The following is a 16,270-nucleotide window of genomic DNA, read 5'->3' on the forward strand; positions in this document are numbered from 1 at the left end:
TGCCCTTGGATTCAACGCAGAAGGGGACTGTTCCTGCGGTTCACGGGTGGCTGTGCGACGGGATGCGACGGGGAGATTTGACCGGTGCTTGTATTGAGCGAAATTATTGCAGTAAACATGGGTGACAACGAATGGTGGTGCAGTTGTGGGTGACAACGAATGGTGGTGCGGATGTTGTTGTTTCTTCGGAAAGTGAAAGAACATCTTTTTCCTATGCAGATTACAAAGCGCGTCTATGCCTCCGTCGTCATAGTTGTTATGATACTTGTGCTGTCTCTGGCTTGCCTTCTTCCTTGGGAATACATACAGGTACGGGTTGCTCACCGGTCCAAGGATCTCTATTATGTGGCTTCTTTGTTGGAAAGCCGGTTCCCGAAGTCTGTCCATGACATCCTAGCTGAAAGTCAGGCCTTGGGAGCATCACCGGATGAGCAGGCCCGTGTTCTCAACAAGGTGCTCCAGCCGACCATCGATCACTTGTCAAAGTACTACCCGCAGATGGGTCTCGGTTATTATTCCATCGCTTTAGACCGGGTTTTGGCGATGGGGCCGCATTTTTCCGCCACCGATTTAAAACCGGTTTCGCACGACAATTCATGTTTTTTGGTCTATCAAACCGGACGTCCGGAGTTCTCCCGGCAGGACCCAGCGCCGTTTAAGCCGAGGGGGCCGGTTCTCAATGTAGTTTATCCCATCTACCGGAACGGTCAGATTATCGGGCACGCCTGGGCCGACATCGGGATTAGGGACATTTACCGGGACGTCCGTGGGGCAATCATCCTAATACTCTTGATTGGCCTGGGTGTCCTCATGATGAGCCTGGCCCTCGCCTGGAATTTGTTCACCCGTCTCAGCAGAGGCTTGCAGGATTTTGCCCGGGCTCTGGCCCTCAACGCCCAGGTTCCGGAAAGCCTATGGCCGGAATTGACTCCCGTGCTGGAGATTGTCAGGAAGCACACGGACCAGGTTTTTGCGGCCTGCGCCAAGCTCCAGGAAGAGGTGGCGATGCGCGAGGAGACGGAAGCCGAGCTGCGCCAATCTGAAGAACGTTTTTTCAAAGCTTTCAACGCCAGTCCCAGTATGATGAACATTGTGCGCATAGGCGATTGGCAGATTATCGATGCCAATGAGAGCTTTTTTTTAGCTACCGGCTGGAGCCGGGCGGAAGTCATCGGCAGGACCGCGGGAGAGCTGAAGATTTGGGCGGATAAGGAAGATGTAGCCCGGTTGAGAGAGGAGAGCATCCGCAACGGTTCTACCCGAAATCTGGAAACGACTTTTCGCACTAAAAACGAGCGGGTGTTAACAACACTGGTTTCCGCGGAAAGGATCGAGCTCGGTCAGGAAGTTTGCATTTTGGTCGTCATCAATGATATCAGCGAGCGCAAGCAGATGGAAACGGAAATGCTCAGGCTGGACCGGCTCAACCTCTTGGCAGAGATGGCCGCCGGCATCAGCCATGAGGTACGCAATCCCCTGACGACGATCCGCGGCTTCTTGCAGATTCTCAAAGGGAAGAAAGACTGCCAGAGCTACGGTGAATACTTCAGCCTGATGATTGAGGAATTGGACCGGGCTAACGCGATCATTACCGAATTTCTCTCCATCGGCCGGAACAAGGTGGGAGAGCGCCAAATGCACAATCTCAATTCGATTATTGAAGCGCTGACTCCACTGATTCAAGCGGATGCGGTGGGCAATGACAAAAGCGTTGTTCTTGATCTCGGAGACATTCCCGCTCTCCTCGTGAACGAAAAGGAAATCCGACAGGTCGTTCTCAATTTAGCCCGCAACGGCTTGGAAGCTATGGAAGCCGGAGGAACCCTGACTATTCGTACGTACGCCACGGACAGTAAGGTCGTTTTGGCGGTGGCAGACCAGGGCAGCGGGATTAGTCCGGAATGCCTGGAAAAACTGGGCACTCCGTTTTTCACGACGAAAGAGCAAGGGACGGGTTTGGGACTGGCGGTGTGTTACAGTATCGCGGCAAGACATCAAGCGGAGATCATGGTGGATTCGGACCCGCGGGGAACTGAATTCCGCGTGTGTTTTGCCTTACCTTAAAGTGTCTGTGAGAGGCGAGAAGGCGTGGGTAACCTACGATACGCTCCGGAGAGTCACGGCGCGAAAATCGGCGGCATGACAGGGCTTTTTCCGGGAATACTTGTTCACTGGGGATACCGGCGGCTACGACGCACGCAGCCGGCTGTAGACGAATAGGGGAAGAATAGAGTATAGTAAAGTAAAGCAGAGTGAAGTAAAGCAGAGTGAAGTAAAGCAGAGTGAAGTAAAGCAGAGTGAAGTAAAGCAGAGTAAAGGAAAGTAGAGTAGAGGAAAGGAAAGGAAAGGCCTACCGAAGCTTTTCCGCAGCTTTTAAAGTACGGATGTAAAGTGAGCAAAGAGTCGAGTATGGCAGAGGAAAAGGCGAATCCGGAAGGGGGCAGGTCAGTGGAGCCAACAAAGGGTGTTACCATGTATATCTTGCCGCTCTGACCGCACTGTACGCGGGCCAGGCGGTTCTTCGAGTCTCGAGGAATATCATGGACGGAAAAGAACATTATCTTTCCGAAAGTCAGGAAAGAGATGCAAGCGCTGACGGACGCCCTGACGGTGCCGGTGACCCGGGTGGGCGACAGGGTGCTGGTGGGCTTCTCCAGCCGGGAATATGAGGAGGCGTTTGAGAATTACCAGGCCGGATCTTGAAGGGAGCCAAGCGTTCCCTCTGCCTGCCACGGGAATCTTCTTGGCGGGCGGAACTAATTCGCGAATGGGGCGTAACAAAGCGTTTTTGGAATTCGGGGGTAAACCGCTGGTCGAACGAAGTCTGGCCGTTTTGAGTTCTGTTTTCGAAGAAGTACTGATCAGCAGCAATGAGCCCGCCCTTTATCAGGCTTATGGGGTCCGGGTCGTTCAGGATCAAGTCTCGGGGAAGGGTCCTTTGGCGGGCCTGGCCGCGGGCCTGGGGGCCGCCCGTTTTGACGCCGCTTTTTTTACTGCCTGCGATATGCCCTTTGTTCGGGAGGAGCTGATTCGCTATCTTTGGCGGAGTCTGCCGGGCTACGAAATTGTCGTGCCCCGGGCGGGCGAAGTAGTTCATCCTTTGCACGCTTTTTACCGGAAGAGCTGCCTGCCGGCGATGGAGGAAAATCTGCGGGCGGGCCGGTATAAGATCATCGCCTTTTATTCCTCTTGCCGGGTGCGGTATGTTCTGGCAGAGGAGCTCCAGGCTTTCGGCGACGCAGCCAAGATGTTGGCCAATGTCAACACTCCCGAGGAATGGGCGGCCCTGGTGGGGAACTAGGTGGCAGCGGTGATGATGCGCTGGGGAGCGGTGTAGATATTCAAATGCTCATTGCGGGCAAAACCGATCACCGTGATGTTTAAATCGCGGGCCAGAGTCAGTGCCAAATCGGTGGGGGCGGAACGCGCCACAAGAATGGGAAGATTCATCTTCGCCACTTTCAGGAGAATTTCGGAGGAGACCCGGCCGCTGAAAAAGATCACATGGTCCGCCAAGTCGATTTTGGCCCGGAAGGCTTGACCGAACAGTTTGTCGAAAACGTTGTGGCGGCCGATGTCATAGCTAGTAAACAGGATTCGGCCCCGAAAAGCCAAACCGCCGTTATGAACTCCCCCAGTGGCTCGGAAGAGCGGCTGAGTTTGCAGATGGGCGGCATAAGCATGAGCGTCTGCCAAGGAAATGACAGCGGCGGAGGCCTGGGGCTTTGCCAGTCTGGCATCGTTGGCGAAAGCGAAGGAGGCCCGGCTCTTGCCGCAACAGGCGGAGAGAAAGCGTTTGCTCATCACTTCTTCTTCCGGAGCGCGGTTTTTTCCCTTGACGAAAACCGCTTTGTCCCAGGGATCGTAGGCAATGGCAATCAGATCATCGAACTCGCGGATAAACCCCTCGCTGAGCAGAAAGCCCAGAGCCAACTCCTCGATTTGGGCGGGGGAACAGAGCAGGGTCACTATTTCCTCATTGTTGAAATAAAGGGTTAGAGGGGTTTCCAGGACGACCGCATCTTCGGTTTCTTCGGCTTTCGCCCCATTGGCTCTGATGATTGGGACCATGACAGTTTCAGACATTTACCCTCCTAAAATTAGTATTTTTTCAAGTTATATTGTACAATAAAAAGCAGGTATAGTGAACTCGTTCAGCTTAAGTTGAACATCGAGACGTCGCTGGGGGAGTCTACCCCCACCGAAGCAACGGGGGAACCACTCCCACTTGTAGAAGTGGGAGTCTCACGGGTGGATAAAAGTCTCTGGCTATGATTAAAAGGCTTAGCCGCATGCCCCTGTCCTGAACCTGGCTTTAGCCAGGGGAAGGTTCAGTATTCAAGGCCTGGGGATCCGGACCTGAACAGTCACCTCCAGTCAGTCGGTGAGCGGTCGGGGTAGTTGGGAAGATGGGGTGCCGAGCGTGAAGAAAATTGAGGGAATTATCCGTCCCGGTAAACTGGAAAGCCTGCTGGACGAGTTGGAACATTGCGGAGTCAGCGGTCTGACGGTGTCACAGGTCATGGGTCACGGCAAACAGAAGGGTTATGCCGAACTTTACCGGGGTAAAGAAATCCGGGTGCGCCTCCTGCCCAAGGTCAAAGTGGAAACGGTCGTGGCGGACGCTCAGGTGGCTCAGGTTGTAGAAACTTTTCTTAGGGCGGCGCGCACCGGAGAAGTGGGGGATGGGAAAATCTTCATCAGCCCGGTTGAGCAAGTGATTCAAATTCGAAATGGAGTGAGGGATGAGGAGGCTCTCTGAAAGCAAGATAATCGCAAATAGTTTGCTCCAAAACTGGAATCCTACGGTGTAGAACTATGGTGACCAGGCAAGTGCCGGCGGGTACTCGGGTAGTGTTGGAAACGGCGCTATCTCCTGTGGGAAAGGAGTCTGTATACAAGGCGGAAGACCCGCGGTATTTCAGACCGCGGGTTTTTTGTTCATCCAATCGTGAGGCTCCCACTGAACGAGTTCACTTCCGTTCTTTTTGCAGCAAAATGGGAAATGATCTGGGCACCGGGCAAGGGGGAATGTGGGATGCAGGACCAATATCAAAGGAAAATTGAATACCTGCGTATTTCGGTAACGGACCGCTGCAATTTACGCTGTCAATACTGTATGCCGGCAGAAGGGATACCTTGGATTCCGCATGAGAGGATTTTGTCCTTTGAAGAAATTCTGCGCCTGATGGCTGTCAGTACGCATTTGGGCTTTAGGCGTTTTCGGGTGACAGGGGGTGAACCCCTCGTGCGTAAAGGAATCGTAGAGTTCCTGGAGCAGGCGTCCCATCTGCCCGGAGTCGAGGATCTAATGCTCACGACCAACGGAATATTCTTGCCGGAGACGGCGTTTGCACTCAAAGCGGCCGGCGTTAACCGGGTGAATATCAGCCTGGACACGTTGGACCCGCTGCGTTACAAGGAGATCACGCGCGGCGGGGATGTCCGCCAAGCGCTCCAAGGAGTCTTTCGTTCTCTCGAAGCCGGACTTGAGCCGGTCAAGCTCAACGTTGTCGTTGTGCGCAGTCTCAACCTGGACGAATTGCCGCGCTTTTTGGACCTGGCCGAAAACTATCCGCTGAACGTGCGTTTTATCGAACTGATGCCGATTGGCACCGGCTCCGAACGGCGGAACGACTTCGTTCCCATTGACGAGATGATCCAACTTCTGGGATTGGCAAAAGCGCCCCAGGCTCAAGATGTTGCCGGGGGAGGACCGGCAGAATACTTGCGGCCCGCGGGATTCCAAGGGAGCATCGGGTTTATCAGTGCTCTCAGCCGGCATTTTTGCCACACCTGTAACAGGGTGCGTTTGACTGCGGATGGGAAATTGAGGCCCTGCCTGCACAGCAGTTATGAAGTGGACCTGCTTTCAGCCCTGCGTTCCGGCAAATCGGACGCCGAATTGTTGGACATTTTCGCGCGCGCCGTCTGGAGCAAACCGGCCGAACACCACATGAACGAACAGGCGTGGCAGGACAAGCGCTACATGTCGCAGATCGGAGGCTAAAGATTGGAGGACAAAGATGGATTTGACCCATTTTGATTCGGAAGGACGGGCCCGCATGGTGGATGTCAGCGAGAAGGCGGAAACGGCGCGGTTCGCTCTGGCCAAAGGGAGGGTGCGGATGGAGACGGGCACCTGGGAAAGGATCAAAAGCGGCGGGATTGAAAAGGGTGATGTCCTGGCAGTAGCTCAGGTGGCCGGGATTATGGCGGCTAAGCGCACGTCGGCTTTGATTCCCATGTGTCATCCCCTGGCCATAACGAGTGCCAAGCTGGATTTTGCGCTGGAGGAACCGGGCATTGTCGAGATCGGGGCGACGGTCAAAGTGACCGGCAAAACAGGGGTGGAGATGGAAGCTCTGACAGCTGTGAGTGTCGCGGCTCTGACCATTTATGATATGTGCAAAGCCATTGACAAAACGATGGTGATGAGCGATATTCGTCTGATGGAAAAAGCCGGCGGCAAGAGCGGCCATTTTCGGCGCAACCCGGAAGCCCAGGAATAGGAGCCCCGGCGGGTATGACAGACCGGCGCCCGAGTCTTCGGCAGACGTCGAGACAGAAGCGCCTCTGTGACTCCGGCGCGCCACCGGGGTGGTTGACTGTTCAGGGTGTTGGGTGCAATGGCGTGAGTCCGCGCTGTGGCAGACTGACCCTGTTGGCGCGGCTTAACACTGCACCGCCTGCCTGCGTGCGCGGGCGCTCCCCGACTCGGACGGTTCGCTTGGCTTGTGGAGCCTCGGTTAAACACAGGCGAACACGCGACTAAACAGGGGTCCGCCGAACGCCCGAGGCCGGAGGCGCGGGATCGGATGAAAAACGATGGGAGCGGATAGATGATGGCTAAAATAGTAGCCGTATGCAGCAGTGAACGGAAAGGAATGCGCAAGAAGAACGTCGGCACCGCCCTGCTGAAGGCGAATTACGGTCTCGAGGGGGATGCCCACGCCGGTGCTTGGCACCGGCAGGTGAGCCTCTTGGCTTTGGAAAGCATCCGCAAAATGCGGGATTTGGGTTTACAAGTCGGGCCGGGGGACTTCGCCGAGAATCTGACCACGGAGGGAATTGATTTGGTCAGCCTGCCGATCGGCACCAAGCTGCGCCTCGGTCCCCAGGGCCTGGCTGAGGTGACACAGATTGGAAAAGAGTGCCACAGTAAGTGCGCCATCTACTATCAGGCCGGGGACTGCGTCATGCCGAAGGAGGGTATCTTCGTCCGCGTGCTCACGGGCGGGCCGATCTCTGTCGGCGATGAAATCGAGGTGATGCCTTAATGTTCAGAGTCGGAATCATTACCGCGTCCGACAAGGGTTCGCGCGGGGAGAGGGAAGATTTGTCTGGGGCCGCGTTGCGTGAACTCGTGCGGGAGATCGGGGCTGAGGTCGTGGAATATGCCGTGCTGCCGGACGAGCGGACTCAGCTGGCGGCCACTATGCGTACCTGGGCGGACGAGCTGGGGTTGGATCTGATTTTGACGACTGGCGGAACCGGCTTTGCTCTTCGGGATGTGACGCCGGAAGCCACCCTGGAGATCGCGGACAGAATAGTGCCCGGCATAGCCGAAGTTATGCGCGCGGAAAGCCTTAAAGCCACGCCGAAGGCTATGCTGAGCCGGGCCGTTTCCGTCTTGCGCAAGCAAACCTTAATTATCAATATGCCAGGCAGCCCGAAGGCTGTGCGCGAGTGTTGGGCCGCTATTGCTCCGGCTTTGCCGCATGGTATTGAGATTCTGAAAGGGGAAGCGGGTGAATGTGCCGCGGGTCCTGTACAAGGGTGAAGAGAACCCGGCCGCGGCACGGTCAGCGGTGGCAGTTCGGGGCCCCTTTGCGATACGGTTATCGGCGGTGCAGGGAGCCGCTTCAGAGTACCCTCGGGGTTAGTGTGAGATCTTTTTACTAACGATGAATTTCGGCGTTTCGTTCCTACCCTTGTTCACCCTTGCCAAGCTTGCGCGTATACTGTAGCAGAGACAAGCGGGGTGTGAGGTGAAAGATTTGAGGGCGATAGCGTTTGTCGACTATGAAAATATTTGGCTCAGTTTATTGGAACGGGGGTATGAACTAACTCCCGAACGTCTGGTTTCTTTGCTCCAGCACTACGCGGTTCAAATAAATGCGGATATGTCGGCTATTTTCCTTTATGCTAACTTCGATCGGGAAGAATTTTGGCGGACACAGACCCTTTTTGAAAAAACGGATGTGTTTACCCGGCATGTCTTTGGCAAGAACAACTACACTCATACTGACTTGCGCCGGAACGCCGCCGACTCCGAACTGATGCTGGAGGCTCAGGAAATCCTTCTGACCCGGCCGGAGACGTTTGATGTGTTTCTCTTGTTCACGGGAGATGGTGATTTCCTCCCGCTCGTGCGCAAAATAAGGGCCTGGGGCAAACAGGTTAAGGTCGTCGGGGTTGACGGCAGCGTCCATCACGCACTCCAACCCTACTGCGAAAACTTAGATGTGCTTAAGCAGCTTTTGCAAGATGCACCGGGGTCAGACTACGACTACACGGCAGATCTCGGCAGGGCAATCCAAGTCCTGGGCCGGTTGCAGCTGCGCTTGGCTTACGTGGCCTCCACTAGGGCAAGGGCTGCCTTGAGCCAAGAATTGGGCCGTTCCATGCCCCGGGTTAAGGAACTCATCCGTTATGCTTTACGCGAAAAGGTCGTCCAGGAACGCGAATACCCGGATAGCAGTTTAAAGATCGGGCGGACGAAAATCTACGTTCTCACCCTGGATGATCCGCGGGTGAAAGAAACCCTGGGCCAGGATTGGGAAGAGGTTCGTCGTAAACAGGAAAAATTGACATCGGGCCACTGAGGCGGTGCTCCAACGGATCAATCGCAGCATAAGCCGAGCTTTTTTTACGAAAAGGGGCTTGGGTGACCGGACAGTCCACGTGTCTCTTGGGCGAGCCTGGTCGAGTGTCACATATTTTTGCCGGACGGGTTTGCGGCTGAAGAAAGCCGGGAAAGTTTTGTCCCGGTGTGATGGATGATAGTGAATAATTAGCACTGGCTTTGGCAATCCTAGGTACTAGAGCCCCGCGGGGGGCCCGAGGGGCTTGCTGTGCAATCAGGAGCCAAGGTGAGATTGAGGAAGATCGGGTGACATAATTGTTCTTAAGACCGGATATCAACCCGTGGCGAAGTTTGCTTTCCCATTGCCCCTTGCATATTATATAGCTAGGTGTTAGCACTCAATAAAAGCGAGTGCTAACAAACACGTTAAAGAAACCATAAGGAGGGACTTTCTGGTGATGAATATCCAACCTCTCGGAGACAGGGTCGTCATTAAGGCGCTACCCCTGGAGGAAAAGACGAAGAGTGGGATCATCATGCCGGACACGGCCAAGGAAAAACCCCAAGAGGGAGAGGTCGTGGCGGTTGGCCCCGGCAAGATGGAGAAGGGCGAAAGGATAGCCCTTGATGTCAAAGTCGGTGATCGCGTTATCTATTCGAAGTATGCAGGCACTGAAGTCAAGTACGACGGCGACGAGTATCTCATTCTGAAAGAGTCCGATATTCTGGCCATCGTGGGCTAGACTTTTAAACTTTAAGACTTTTAGATTATAGGGGATTAGGCCAGAGGGTCGAATTCAAAGTTTCAGATGCGTTAAAATTACGGTTGAATCTGAATGGTTTAGATTTAGATTTCATGGTGGGTTAGATTTGACGATGGGTTAAACTCCATGGTGGGTTAATTCCATGGTGGGTTAAACTTAAGCCAGTGGATTATTTTAAGGATATTTTGGCAAGGAGGAACAGAAGGTGGCAAAACAAATCGTTTTTAACGAAGAGGCTCGGCATGCTCTTGAGCGCGGAGTCAATGCTTTGGCCGAGGCGGTCAGAGTGACCTTAGGACCGAAAGGGCGTAATGTCGTTCTGGACAAGAAATTCGGCTCCCCTTTAATTACGAACGATGGGGTTACTATTGCCCGCGAAATCGAATTGGAAGATCCTTTCGAAAATATGGGGGCTCAGCTGGTTAAAGAAGTGGCAACAAAGACCAATGATGTCGCCGGCGACGGAACCACGACCGCGACGGTCCTGGCTCAAGCCATTATCCGTGAGGGCCTGAAGAACGTAGCCGCAGGCGCCAATCCCATGGGAATCAAGAGAGGGATTGAGCAGGCGGTGGACGCCGTGGTAGCTGAGCTGAAAGCCATTTCCAAAACGATTGAAGGGAAAGACGCTATCGCCCAGGTTGCTTCCATCTCGGCCAGTGACAAGAACATAGGCCAACTGATCGCGGAAGCCATGGAGAAGGTTGGCAAAGACGGTGTAATCACGGTGGAGGAAGCCAAAGGGATGACCACCGAACTGGAAGTCGTGGAAGGGATGCAGTTCGACCGGGGTTATATCTCTCCCTATATGATTACGGATACGGACAAGATGGAAGCGGTTCTGAATGATCCCTACATCCTGATCACGGACAAGAAAGTCAGCGCCATTGCCGATATTCTCCCGATCTTGGAGAAAGTGGTGCAAGCCGGGCGCCAGCTCTTAATCATTGCGGAAGACATTGAAGGTGAAGCTCTGGCCACATTGGTGGTCAATAAGCTGCGGGGAACCTTTACGGCTGTCGGCGTGAAAGCCCCCGGATTTGGTGACCGCCGCAAGGCTATGCTCGAAGATATTGCCGTCCTGACGGGAGGAACCGTGATCACGGAAGATCTGGGCCTCAAACTCGACAATACGACACTGGATATGCTCGGCCGCGCCCGCCAAGTCCGGGTGACCAAGGAAGAGACCACGATCGTGGAAGGTTCGGGGCAGACCGCGGAAATCAAAAAACGGGTGGAAGCGCTGAAGAAGCAAATCGAAGAGACGACATCTGACTTCGATCGGGAGAAACTGCAAGAGCGCCTGGCTAAATTGGCCGGCGGGGTTGCCGTTATCCAGGTCGGCGCCGCCACTGAGACGGAAATGAAAGAGAAGAAACTGCGCATTGAAGACGCGCTGGCTGCCACCCGGGCGGCTGTTGAAGAAGGGATTGTCGCCGGCGGCGGCACCGCTTTGACGGATGCTATACCTTCGCTCGATAAACTGAACCTTACGGGCGATGAGCTGACCGGTTCGAACATCGTCCGCCGGGCCCTGGAAGAACCCCTGCGTCAAATTGCCAACAATGCCGGCAAGGAAGGGTCCGTCGTGGTCGAAAAGGTCCTGTCCTCGGGCAAAGGGATTGGGTTTAACGCAGTGACCGAAGCTTACGAAGACATGATCGCGGCCGGAATCGTCGATCCTGCCAAGGTCGCCCGTTCCGCTCTGCAAAATGCCTCCTCTATCGCGGCCATGCTTCTGACCACAGAGTGCCTGGTTGCCGATCTGCCGCAGAAAGAAGCCGCCGGCGGCGCCGCCGGCATGGGTGGCATGGGCGGCATGGGCGGTATGGGCGGCATGATGTAAGAAGAGCCCTGAAACCCTTGATACAAGCGGCTTTCGGAGTTTGTCTACCCCCGGAAACGCCATCGGGTAACGAAAAGGTAACATTTCCTGATAAAAGAATTAGCACCCAATAGGGGTACACACTAAATTTAGAGGTTTCTCACGAGTTCACTGAACTTGCGGGAAGCCTCTTTTTCACGGATTAGCTTTTCTTTATAGAGCCCAAAGGACGTGTGGAGGGAACCAAAACGGTGACGGTGACCCGAAGCGAGATTCTCACGGCCCTGAATTAGCCCGGGCGGTTCGTGTTGGCTTTGGTTTTCGCGGATGGGGATCAAGCGGGGCCACCGTCTACCTATTCGGGCCGTTTCAGACGGAACCGGATTTTGGCGTAACCAGTGTAAACTATGATCTGGCAGGCATATACGATATAATGATATTAAAGGTATATACAAAGGGAGATTGCGTTATGGAAAACACGAAAATGACCCCCATCCGAATGCCGGTGGAACTGTTGGCAGAACTGGATAAACGGGTTGGGCCCGGAAAACGCAGCAAATTTGTGATCGAAGCGACCGAGGAAGAACTACTTCGGCTGAAACAAAAGAAGGCTTTGCTGTCAACAGCCTACATCTTTGAGGAAAAAGACTACCCCGGTTTTGCCAGCCGTGAAGACACTTACGCTTGGGTGCGTCAGCTGCGGGAAGAAACGGAGGCTTGGAGGAGGGAAATGTTTGCGCAGTAACGATTTTCCCTTGGACACACTCTTGTGATCGATTTCCTTCGTGGACGAGAAGAAACAGTGGCACTGCTGAACGGATTTGTTGAGGAGGGGCCGCTGGCTTGCAGTCACTGAACCCGGTACCCGCCTGAAATCTCTCAAAATCAAAGGCAAGCCGCTCGTCGTGATCGGCCGCATAGATCTGAATTGGTCGGGAGTGCCGTTCATTTCTTTGGAGGAATGGTTTCTGGGTCAAGGGCGCCAGCGGCTGCTCAACCTTCTGCACTTGCCTGCCGTGGATGCGGACTTAGGGCCCAGCCCTCAGGAGCTGGAGCAGCTCTTGGGGCAATACTTGCGCTTCCTCAATCCGGGACAAATCTTGAAAATAACCCAACAGATTGTGCGGGATATGGGAAAGGACTTGCACATCACCCTCAAACCGCATCATGTCATCAATCTGGTCGTACATTTGAGCTGTTTTGGTGGAACGGCTGCAGGTGGGCGAGGAAAGTCCGTCCTGGCCGGGCCAAGACGAAATACGGAACCGACATCCCCGGGCCTGGACCGGGGTGGTACACTCTTTGCGCCTCTTGGAAGAGACGTTTAACCTATCCGTCCCCGAGAGTGAAATAGCCTTTATGGTCCAGTTCCTTTTGGAAACTTAACCGGAGCGCGAGCTCCGGTTAAGTTTTTGTCCGGGAGAGCGTGCCGAGAAAAAGCGCATAGTGTCTCGCAGTGTTTCAAGAGACGGGCATATTTTGCCGAGCTACGGCAATCTCTGATGCGGGCGATGATTTTAACGGCAGAATCTTTCATTGGGCGCAGGCATCTCGCCGAGTCGATCGGTCAGGGGGTGGATCAATTTTTGCAAAATCCTGATGTCATGCCCTTGAATCGCATGGAGGAACTTCTCGTGCGCAGTGCGCTCAGTCGCTATGGGACAACCTTGGAAGGCAAAAGACGGGCAGCCAGGGCTTTAAATATTTCTTTGGGTACACTGTACAACAAAGTTAAGCGTTATAACGTCAATAATTAGTACAGGGTAAGGTGTTATCAGTCTCTTTATTCTGGATTAAAAGAGTCAATTTATTTTGGATTGAAAATTAGTCAGTCAGTCAATTCCAACCCTCTTCAAGCTTTTCTTGGGAAACCAGAACACTTTCCGTCGAGAATAAAGTGATTGCGAAATGACTTCCAGTCCAGAATACGGTGACCGGCAACAGGTAAGGCTCATATTACGTTGTACTAAACCGCTACCGTATATACAACTCAAACCGAATCCAGCTAACATGTTCTTTTAAGAGAGGACGTATGAAGTTTTGTGTAAATGGTTAAAACTACCAATAAGGAGTTGATCATTTATGCAAGATGTTAAAGACCGGTTAGCCCGTGAAGTCGCCAAGGACTGTAAGACCGTCGAAGACGTCCACAACACGCTCAAAGACCTCTTCAGACGCACCCTGCAGGAGATTCTGGAAACCGAGATGAGCGACCATCTTGGTTATGAAAAACACAGTGTTGAGGGCAACAATTCAGGCAACAGTCGCAATGGATATTCGAGAAAGACCATTCAAACACGTATGGGTGAAACAGAACTGGCGATTCCCCGGGATCGCAACGGCGAGTTTGAACCACACATCATCAAGAAGTACGAGAAAAACGCCAGTGAACTCGAACAACAGATTATCGCGATGTATGCCAAAGGCATGTCGACCCGGGATATTGAAGCCCATATGCGCGATATCTACGGCATTGATGTCTCAGCCGAGTTGGTCAGTAAAATCACGGACAAGGTCATGCCACTCGTCACAGAATGGCAATGCAGACCCCTTGAGCGTATCTATCCCATCGTCTTTCTGGACGCGATTCACTTCAAGGTTCGCAAAGATAATCGGATTGTCACCAAAGCCGCTTACTCTGTTTTGGGCCTGGATGTACAAGGCCGTAAAGATATTCTCGGAATCTGGATTGGCGAAAGTGAAACTGCCAGCTTCTGGCTCAGTGTCTGCAACGACTTAAAGAATCGGGGCGTAGAAGACATCCTAATTGCCAGCAAAGACGGGCTGACAGGCTTCTCAGAGGCCATAAACAGCGTTTTTCCCCGAACATCGATTCAACTGTGCGTGATTCATCAGATTCGCAACTCCATGAAGTATATTTCCTTCAAAGATCGAAAGCCGGTGATGGCTGACTTAAAACAGGTTTACCAAGCGGCGACTTTGGATGAAGCCGAATTTGCTTTCGAAATGTTCAAAGAAAAATGGGGTAAGAAATTTCCATTGGTAATTCGTTCCTGGGAAAACAACTGGCTGGAGCTCACCACTTACTTTGCTTTCCCCCGAGAAATCCGCCGGCTGATTTATACAACCAATACAGTGGAAGCCTATCACCGACAACTGCGGAAAATCACGAAAACGAAAACGGCTTTTCCCACGGATGATGCCCTACGAAAAATCGTTTACCTGGCAACCATGGAAATCACGAAGAAATGGACTATGCCCGTTCAAAATTGGGCAGAATGTATCTCACAGTTTGCGATACAATATGGGGACCGGCTCAGCGGTGCCCTCTAGTCAGGGGCTTCGCCCCTGGAGTTTATCGCCTTGGTTCTGCCCGTGAGGAAATGGAGTTGGAAAGGGAAACCTCGAACAGACAGTTCCCATTTCCTCCGGCAGAAACCAGCTGGGCGCTCAGGTTGCTCTCCAGCAGAGCCCTGCCCTCCCAGATTGGCAAGAGCCAGCTATATTCTAACCCAAAAATCGTTTGAGCAAAGATTCCATTTACACAAAATAATTTACATTCCCTTTTAAGAGGCCGTCATGGTTCTTTCTTCCATATTAACATTTTTAAAGTGTTTGCCCGATGTATCCTAAATATTTACAAAGAGGAGCGTTCGGATGGTACCTTTAACAAGCCTAAAAGACTTGTCATGACATCCTTCTTATCCACCTTAAACGTTGGAGAAATATCGGGCTTGAAAGCGCAGGGTTTAAATGATTATAGTGCTTGAGCGCGTACCCACCCTGTCACTGTCATCAACGAGGGCTGGCTCAAACGCCTTTTCAGCGCATTCCCCGGGCAACTTCGCGGGCTTTTGTGCTATACTAAACGTATAATCGCATCCAGGTGCAAAGCAAGGGAGTATTCCGTTTATAATGATAAAGTGGGGCCCGACAGCTAAAGCTGCGCTGGTATTAACCTTGGCACAATTAATGTATGGCGGTAACCTCGTAGCAGGAAGAATCATGGCTCAGAGAATCAACCCGTTCGTTTTGGCGGCTTTGCGCGGCTGGGTCGGTATGGTGGTCCTCTCTTTCTTTGCCTTTTGGCAAATTAGGAAGGTTCCCAGGCCGAAATGGAGGGATATGGGTTTATTGGCCTTGGTCGGCAGTATGGGTATTACACTGGCTTACCTGACCTATTTGATAGGTTTGAAGAACAGTACCGCCACCAATGCCGCGATCATAACAGCCGCACTCCCCGCGGCCACCAATGCTTTGCTGATTGTGGGCTGGAAAGTTAAACCGTCGCGACTTGAAGTCATCGGGATTGGTACCTCATTTTTGGGCTTACTCTTCGTGTTTACACAAGGATCAATCACTGAGTTGCTGCGATTTCGCATGAGTTATGGCGAACTGGTGCTTTGCGGCAATGTCTTGGTGTCTGCCTTGTTTAGCATTTTTGGACAGGAGGCCATGAAACGGTTTTCTCCGTTAGTGGTGACCTTTTACGCTTCTTTTTGGGGGACGTTGTTCTTAAGCCCCTTCGGTGTGTGGAATGTATCCCGGGTAAACTGGAACATCGGTTGGTCCGGATGGTTGCTCATATTGTATATGGGCGGTGTCATCACCGGTCTTGCCAACTTATTTAACCTTTACGGTATTAAATTGATTGGCAGTGGGAGAGCTGCTATTTATGGCAACATGTCACCGGTATTTGGCATCCTTCTCAGTGGAGTGATTCTGGGGGAACGTCTGGCTTGGTACCACTGGGTTGGTTTCACCCTAGTTATGACCGGAGTCGTCTGTGGGGTGTCGCAAACGAACTTGATACATAAACCGCAGACAAAGGCCAAGACATCGAAGTTATGAAAAACGTAAAGAGGATCACTCCGATGAAAAAAGATACGATTTATCGCTTGAAAAACAATG

16 protein-coding genes, 1 pseudogene and 1 riboswitch are annotated in these 16,270 nt (G+C 52.8%); of the genes and pseudogenes, 16 read left to right on the forward strand and 1 reads right to left on the reverse strand.

Features of this window, described 5'->3' with window-relative positions; translation table 11 throughout:
* Positions 1 to 171: 171 nt before the first annotated feature.
* From MNU25_RS06655 to mobA, 3 genes and pseudogenes are all read left to right on the forward strand, one after another.
* Positions 172 to 2,064, forward strand: coding sequence for an ATP-binding protein (locus MNU25_RS06655; protein WP_240984355.1), 1,893 nt, complete (start codon positions 172 to 174; stop codon positions 2,062 to 2,064).
* A gap of 441 nt (positions 2,065 to 2,505) precedes the next feature.
* Positions 2,506 to 2,703, forward strand: a pseudogene (locus MNU25_RS20095) (glutaredoxin family protein); the annotation flags it as partial.
* Positions 2,678 to 3,301: a molybdenum cofactor guanylyltransferase gene (gene mobA, locus MNU25_RS06665; RefSeq protein ID WP_240984356.1), complete on the forward strand. Its 624-nt coding sequence runs from the start codon at positions 2,678 to 2,680 to the stop codon at positions 3,299 to 3,301. The pseudogene MNU25_RS20095 and the gene mobA, both read left to right, overlap by 26 nt.
* Here mobA and fdhD read toward each other — a convergent pair.
* On the reverse strand, positions 3,298 to 4,086 hold the full coding sequence (fdhD, locus tag MNU25_RS06670) for a formate dehydrogenase accessory sulfurtransferase FdhD (RefSeq protein WP_240984357.1): 789 nt from the start codon (positions 4,084 to 4,086) through the stop codon (positions 3,298 to 3,300). The genes mobA and fdhD overlap by 4 nt on opposite strands.
* A 337-nt stretch (positions 4,087 to 4,423) precedes the next feature.
* Here fdhD and MNU25_RS06675 point away from each other — a divergent pair, with 337 nt between their 5' ends.
* The 13 genes from MNU25_RS06675 (at position 4,424) to MNU25_RS06735 (ending at position 16,210) form a co-directional block, all read left to right on the forward strand.
* Positions 4,424 to 4,762 (forward strand): P-II family nitrogen regulator, encoded by a 339-nt coding sequence (locus MNU25_RS06675; RefSeq protein WP_240984358.1) that lies wholly within the window; start codon positions 4,424 to 4,426, stop codon positions 4,760 to 4,762.
* Positions 4,763 to 4,775: 13 nt separating this feature from the next.
* Positions 4,776 to 4,907, forward strand: a riboswitch (molybdenum cofactor riboswitch).
* Positions 4,908 to 5,038: 131 nt separating this feature from the next.
* Positions 5,039 to 6,010 (forward strand): GTP 3',8-cyclase MoaA, encoded by a 972-nt coding sequence (gene moaA, locus MNU25_RS06680; RefSeq protein ID WP_240984359.1) that lies wholly within the window; start codon positions 5,039 to 5,041, stop codon positions 6,008 to 6,010.
* Between the two features lie 16 nt (positions 6,011 to 6,026).
* Positions 6,027 to 6,512: a cyclic pyranopterin monophosphate synthase MoaC gene (moaC, locus tag MNU25_RS06685; protein ID WP_240984360.1), complete on the forward strand. Its 486-nt coding sequence runs from the start codon at positions 6,027 to 6,029 to the stop codon at positions 6,510 to 6,512.
* Between the two features lie 333 nt (positions 6,513 to 6,845).
* Positions 6,846 to 7,280, forward strand: coding sequence for an MOSC domain-containing protein (locus MNU25_RS06690; RefSeq protein ID WP_240986756.1), 435 nt, complete (start codon positions 6,846 to 6,848; stop codon positions 7,278 to 7,280).
* Positions 7,280 to 7,783, forward strand: coding sequence for a MogA/MoaB family molybdenum cofactor biosynthesis protein (locus tag MNU25_RS06695; protein WP_240984361.1), 504 nt, complete (start codon positions 7,280 to 7,282; stop codon positions 7,781 to 7,783). Before MNU25_RS06690 ends, MNU25_RS06695 begins: the two co-directional genes overlap by 1 nt.
* A gap of 217 nt (positions 7,784 to 8,000) precedes the next feature.
* Positions 8,001 to 8,828 (forward strand): NYN domain-containing protein, encoded by an 828-nt coding sequence (locus MNU25_RS06700; RefSeq protein ID WP_240986757.1) that lies wholly within the window; start codon positions 8,001 to 8,003, stop codon positions 8,826 to 8,828.
* A gap of 439 nt (positions 8,829 to 9,267) precedes the next feature.
* The gene (gene groES, locus MNU25_RS06705) at positions 9,268 to 9,552 is read left to right on the forward strand and encodes a co-chaperone GroES (RefSeq protein ID WP_047830499.1); all 285 of its coding nucleotides are present in this window, start codon (positions 9,268 to 9,270) and stop codon (positions 9,550 to 9,552) included.
* Positions 9,553 to 9,778: 226 nt separating this feature from the next.
* On the forward strand, positions 9,779 to 11,419 hold the full coding sequence (gene groL, locus MNU25_RS06710) for a chaperonin GroEL (RefSeq protein ID WP_240984362.1): 1,641 nt from the start codon (positions 9,779 to 9,781) through the stop codon (positions 11,417 to 11,419).
* Between the two features lie 448 nt (positions 11,420 to 11,867).
* Positions 11,868 to 12,143, forward strand: a complete 276-nt coding sequence (locus tag MNU25_RS06715; protein WP_240984363.1) for a hypothetical protein — start codon at positions 11,868 to 11,870, stop codon at positions 12,141 to 12,143.
* A gap of 473 nt (positions 12,144 to 12,616) precedes the next feature.
* The gene (locus MNU25_RS20450; RefSeq protein ID WP_420838693.1) at positions 12,617 to 12,784 is read left to right on the forward strand and encodes a PRD domain-containing protein; all 168 of its coding nucleotides are present in this window, start codon (positions 12,617 to 12,619) and stop codon (positions 12,782 to 12,784) included.
* A gap of 200 nt (positions 12,785 to 12,984) precedes the next feature.
* A complete protein-coding gene (locus tag MNU25_RS06725; RefSeq protein ID WP_240984365.1) occupies positions 12,985 to 13,155 on the forward strand; it encodes a helix-turn-helix domain-containing protein in 171 nt (56 codons plus the stop codon).
* A gap of 325 nt (positions 13,156 to 13,480) precedes the next feature.
* The gene (locus tag MNU25_RS06730) at positions 13,481 to 14,692 is read left to right on the forward strand and encodes an IS256 family transposase (RefSeq protein ID WP_240984366.1); all 1,212 of its coding nucleotides are present in this window, start codon (positions 13,481 to 13,483) and stop codon (positions 14,690 to 14,692) included.
* 582 nt (positions 14,693 to 15,274) lie between these two features.
* On the forward strand, positions 15,275 to 16,210 hold the full coding sequence (locus tag MNU25_RS06735; RefSeq protein WP_277350668.1) for a DMT family transporter: 936 nt from the start codon (positions 15,275 to 15,277) through the stop codon (positions 16,208 to 16,210).
* Positions 16,211 to 16,270 lie beyond the last annotated feature (60 nt).

It is taken from the genome of Acididesulfobacillus acetoxydans, assembly GCF_902729405.1.
Lineage (GTDB): Bacteria > Bacillota > Desulfitobacteriia > Desulfitobacteriales > Desulfitobacteriaceae > Acididesulfobacillus > Acididesulfobacillus acetoxydans.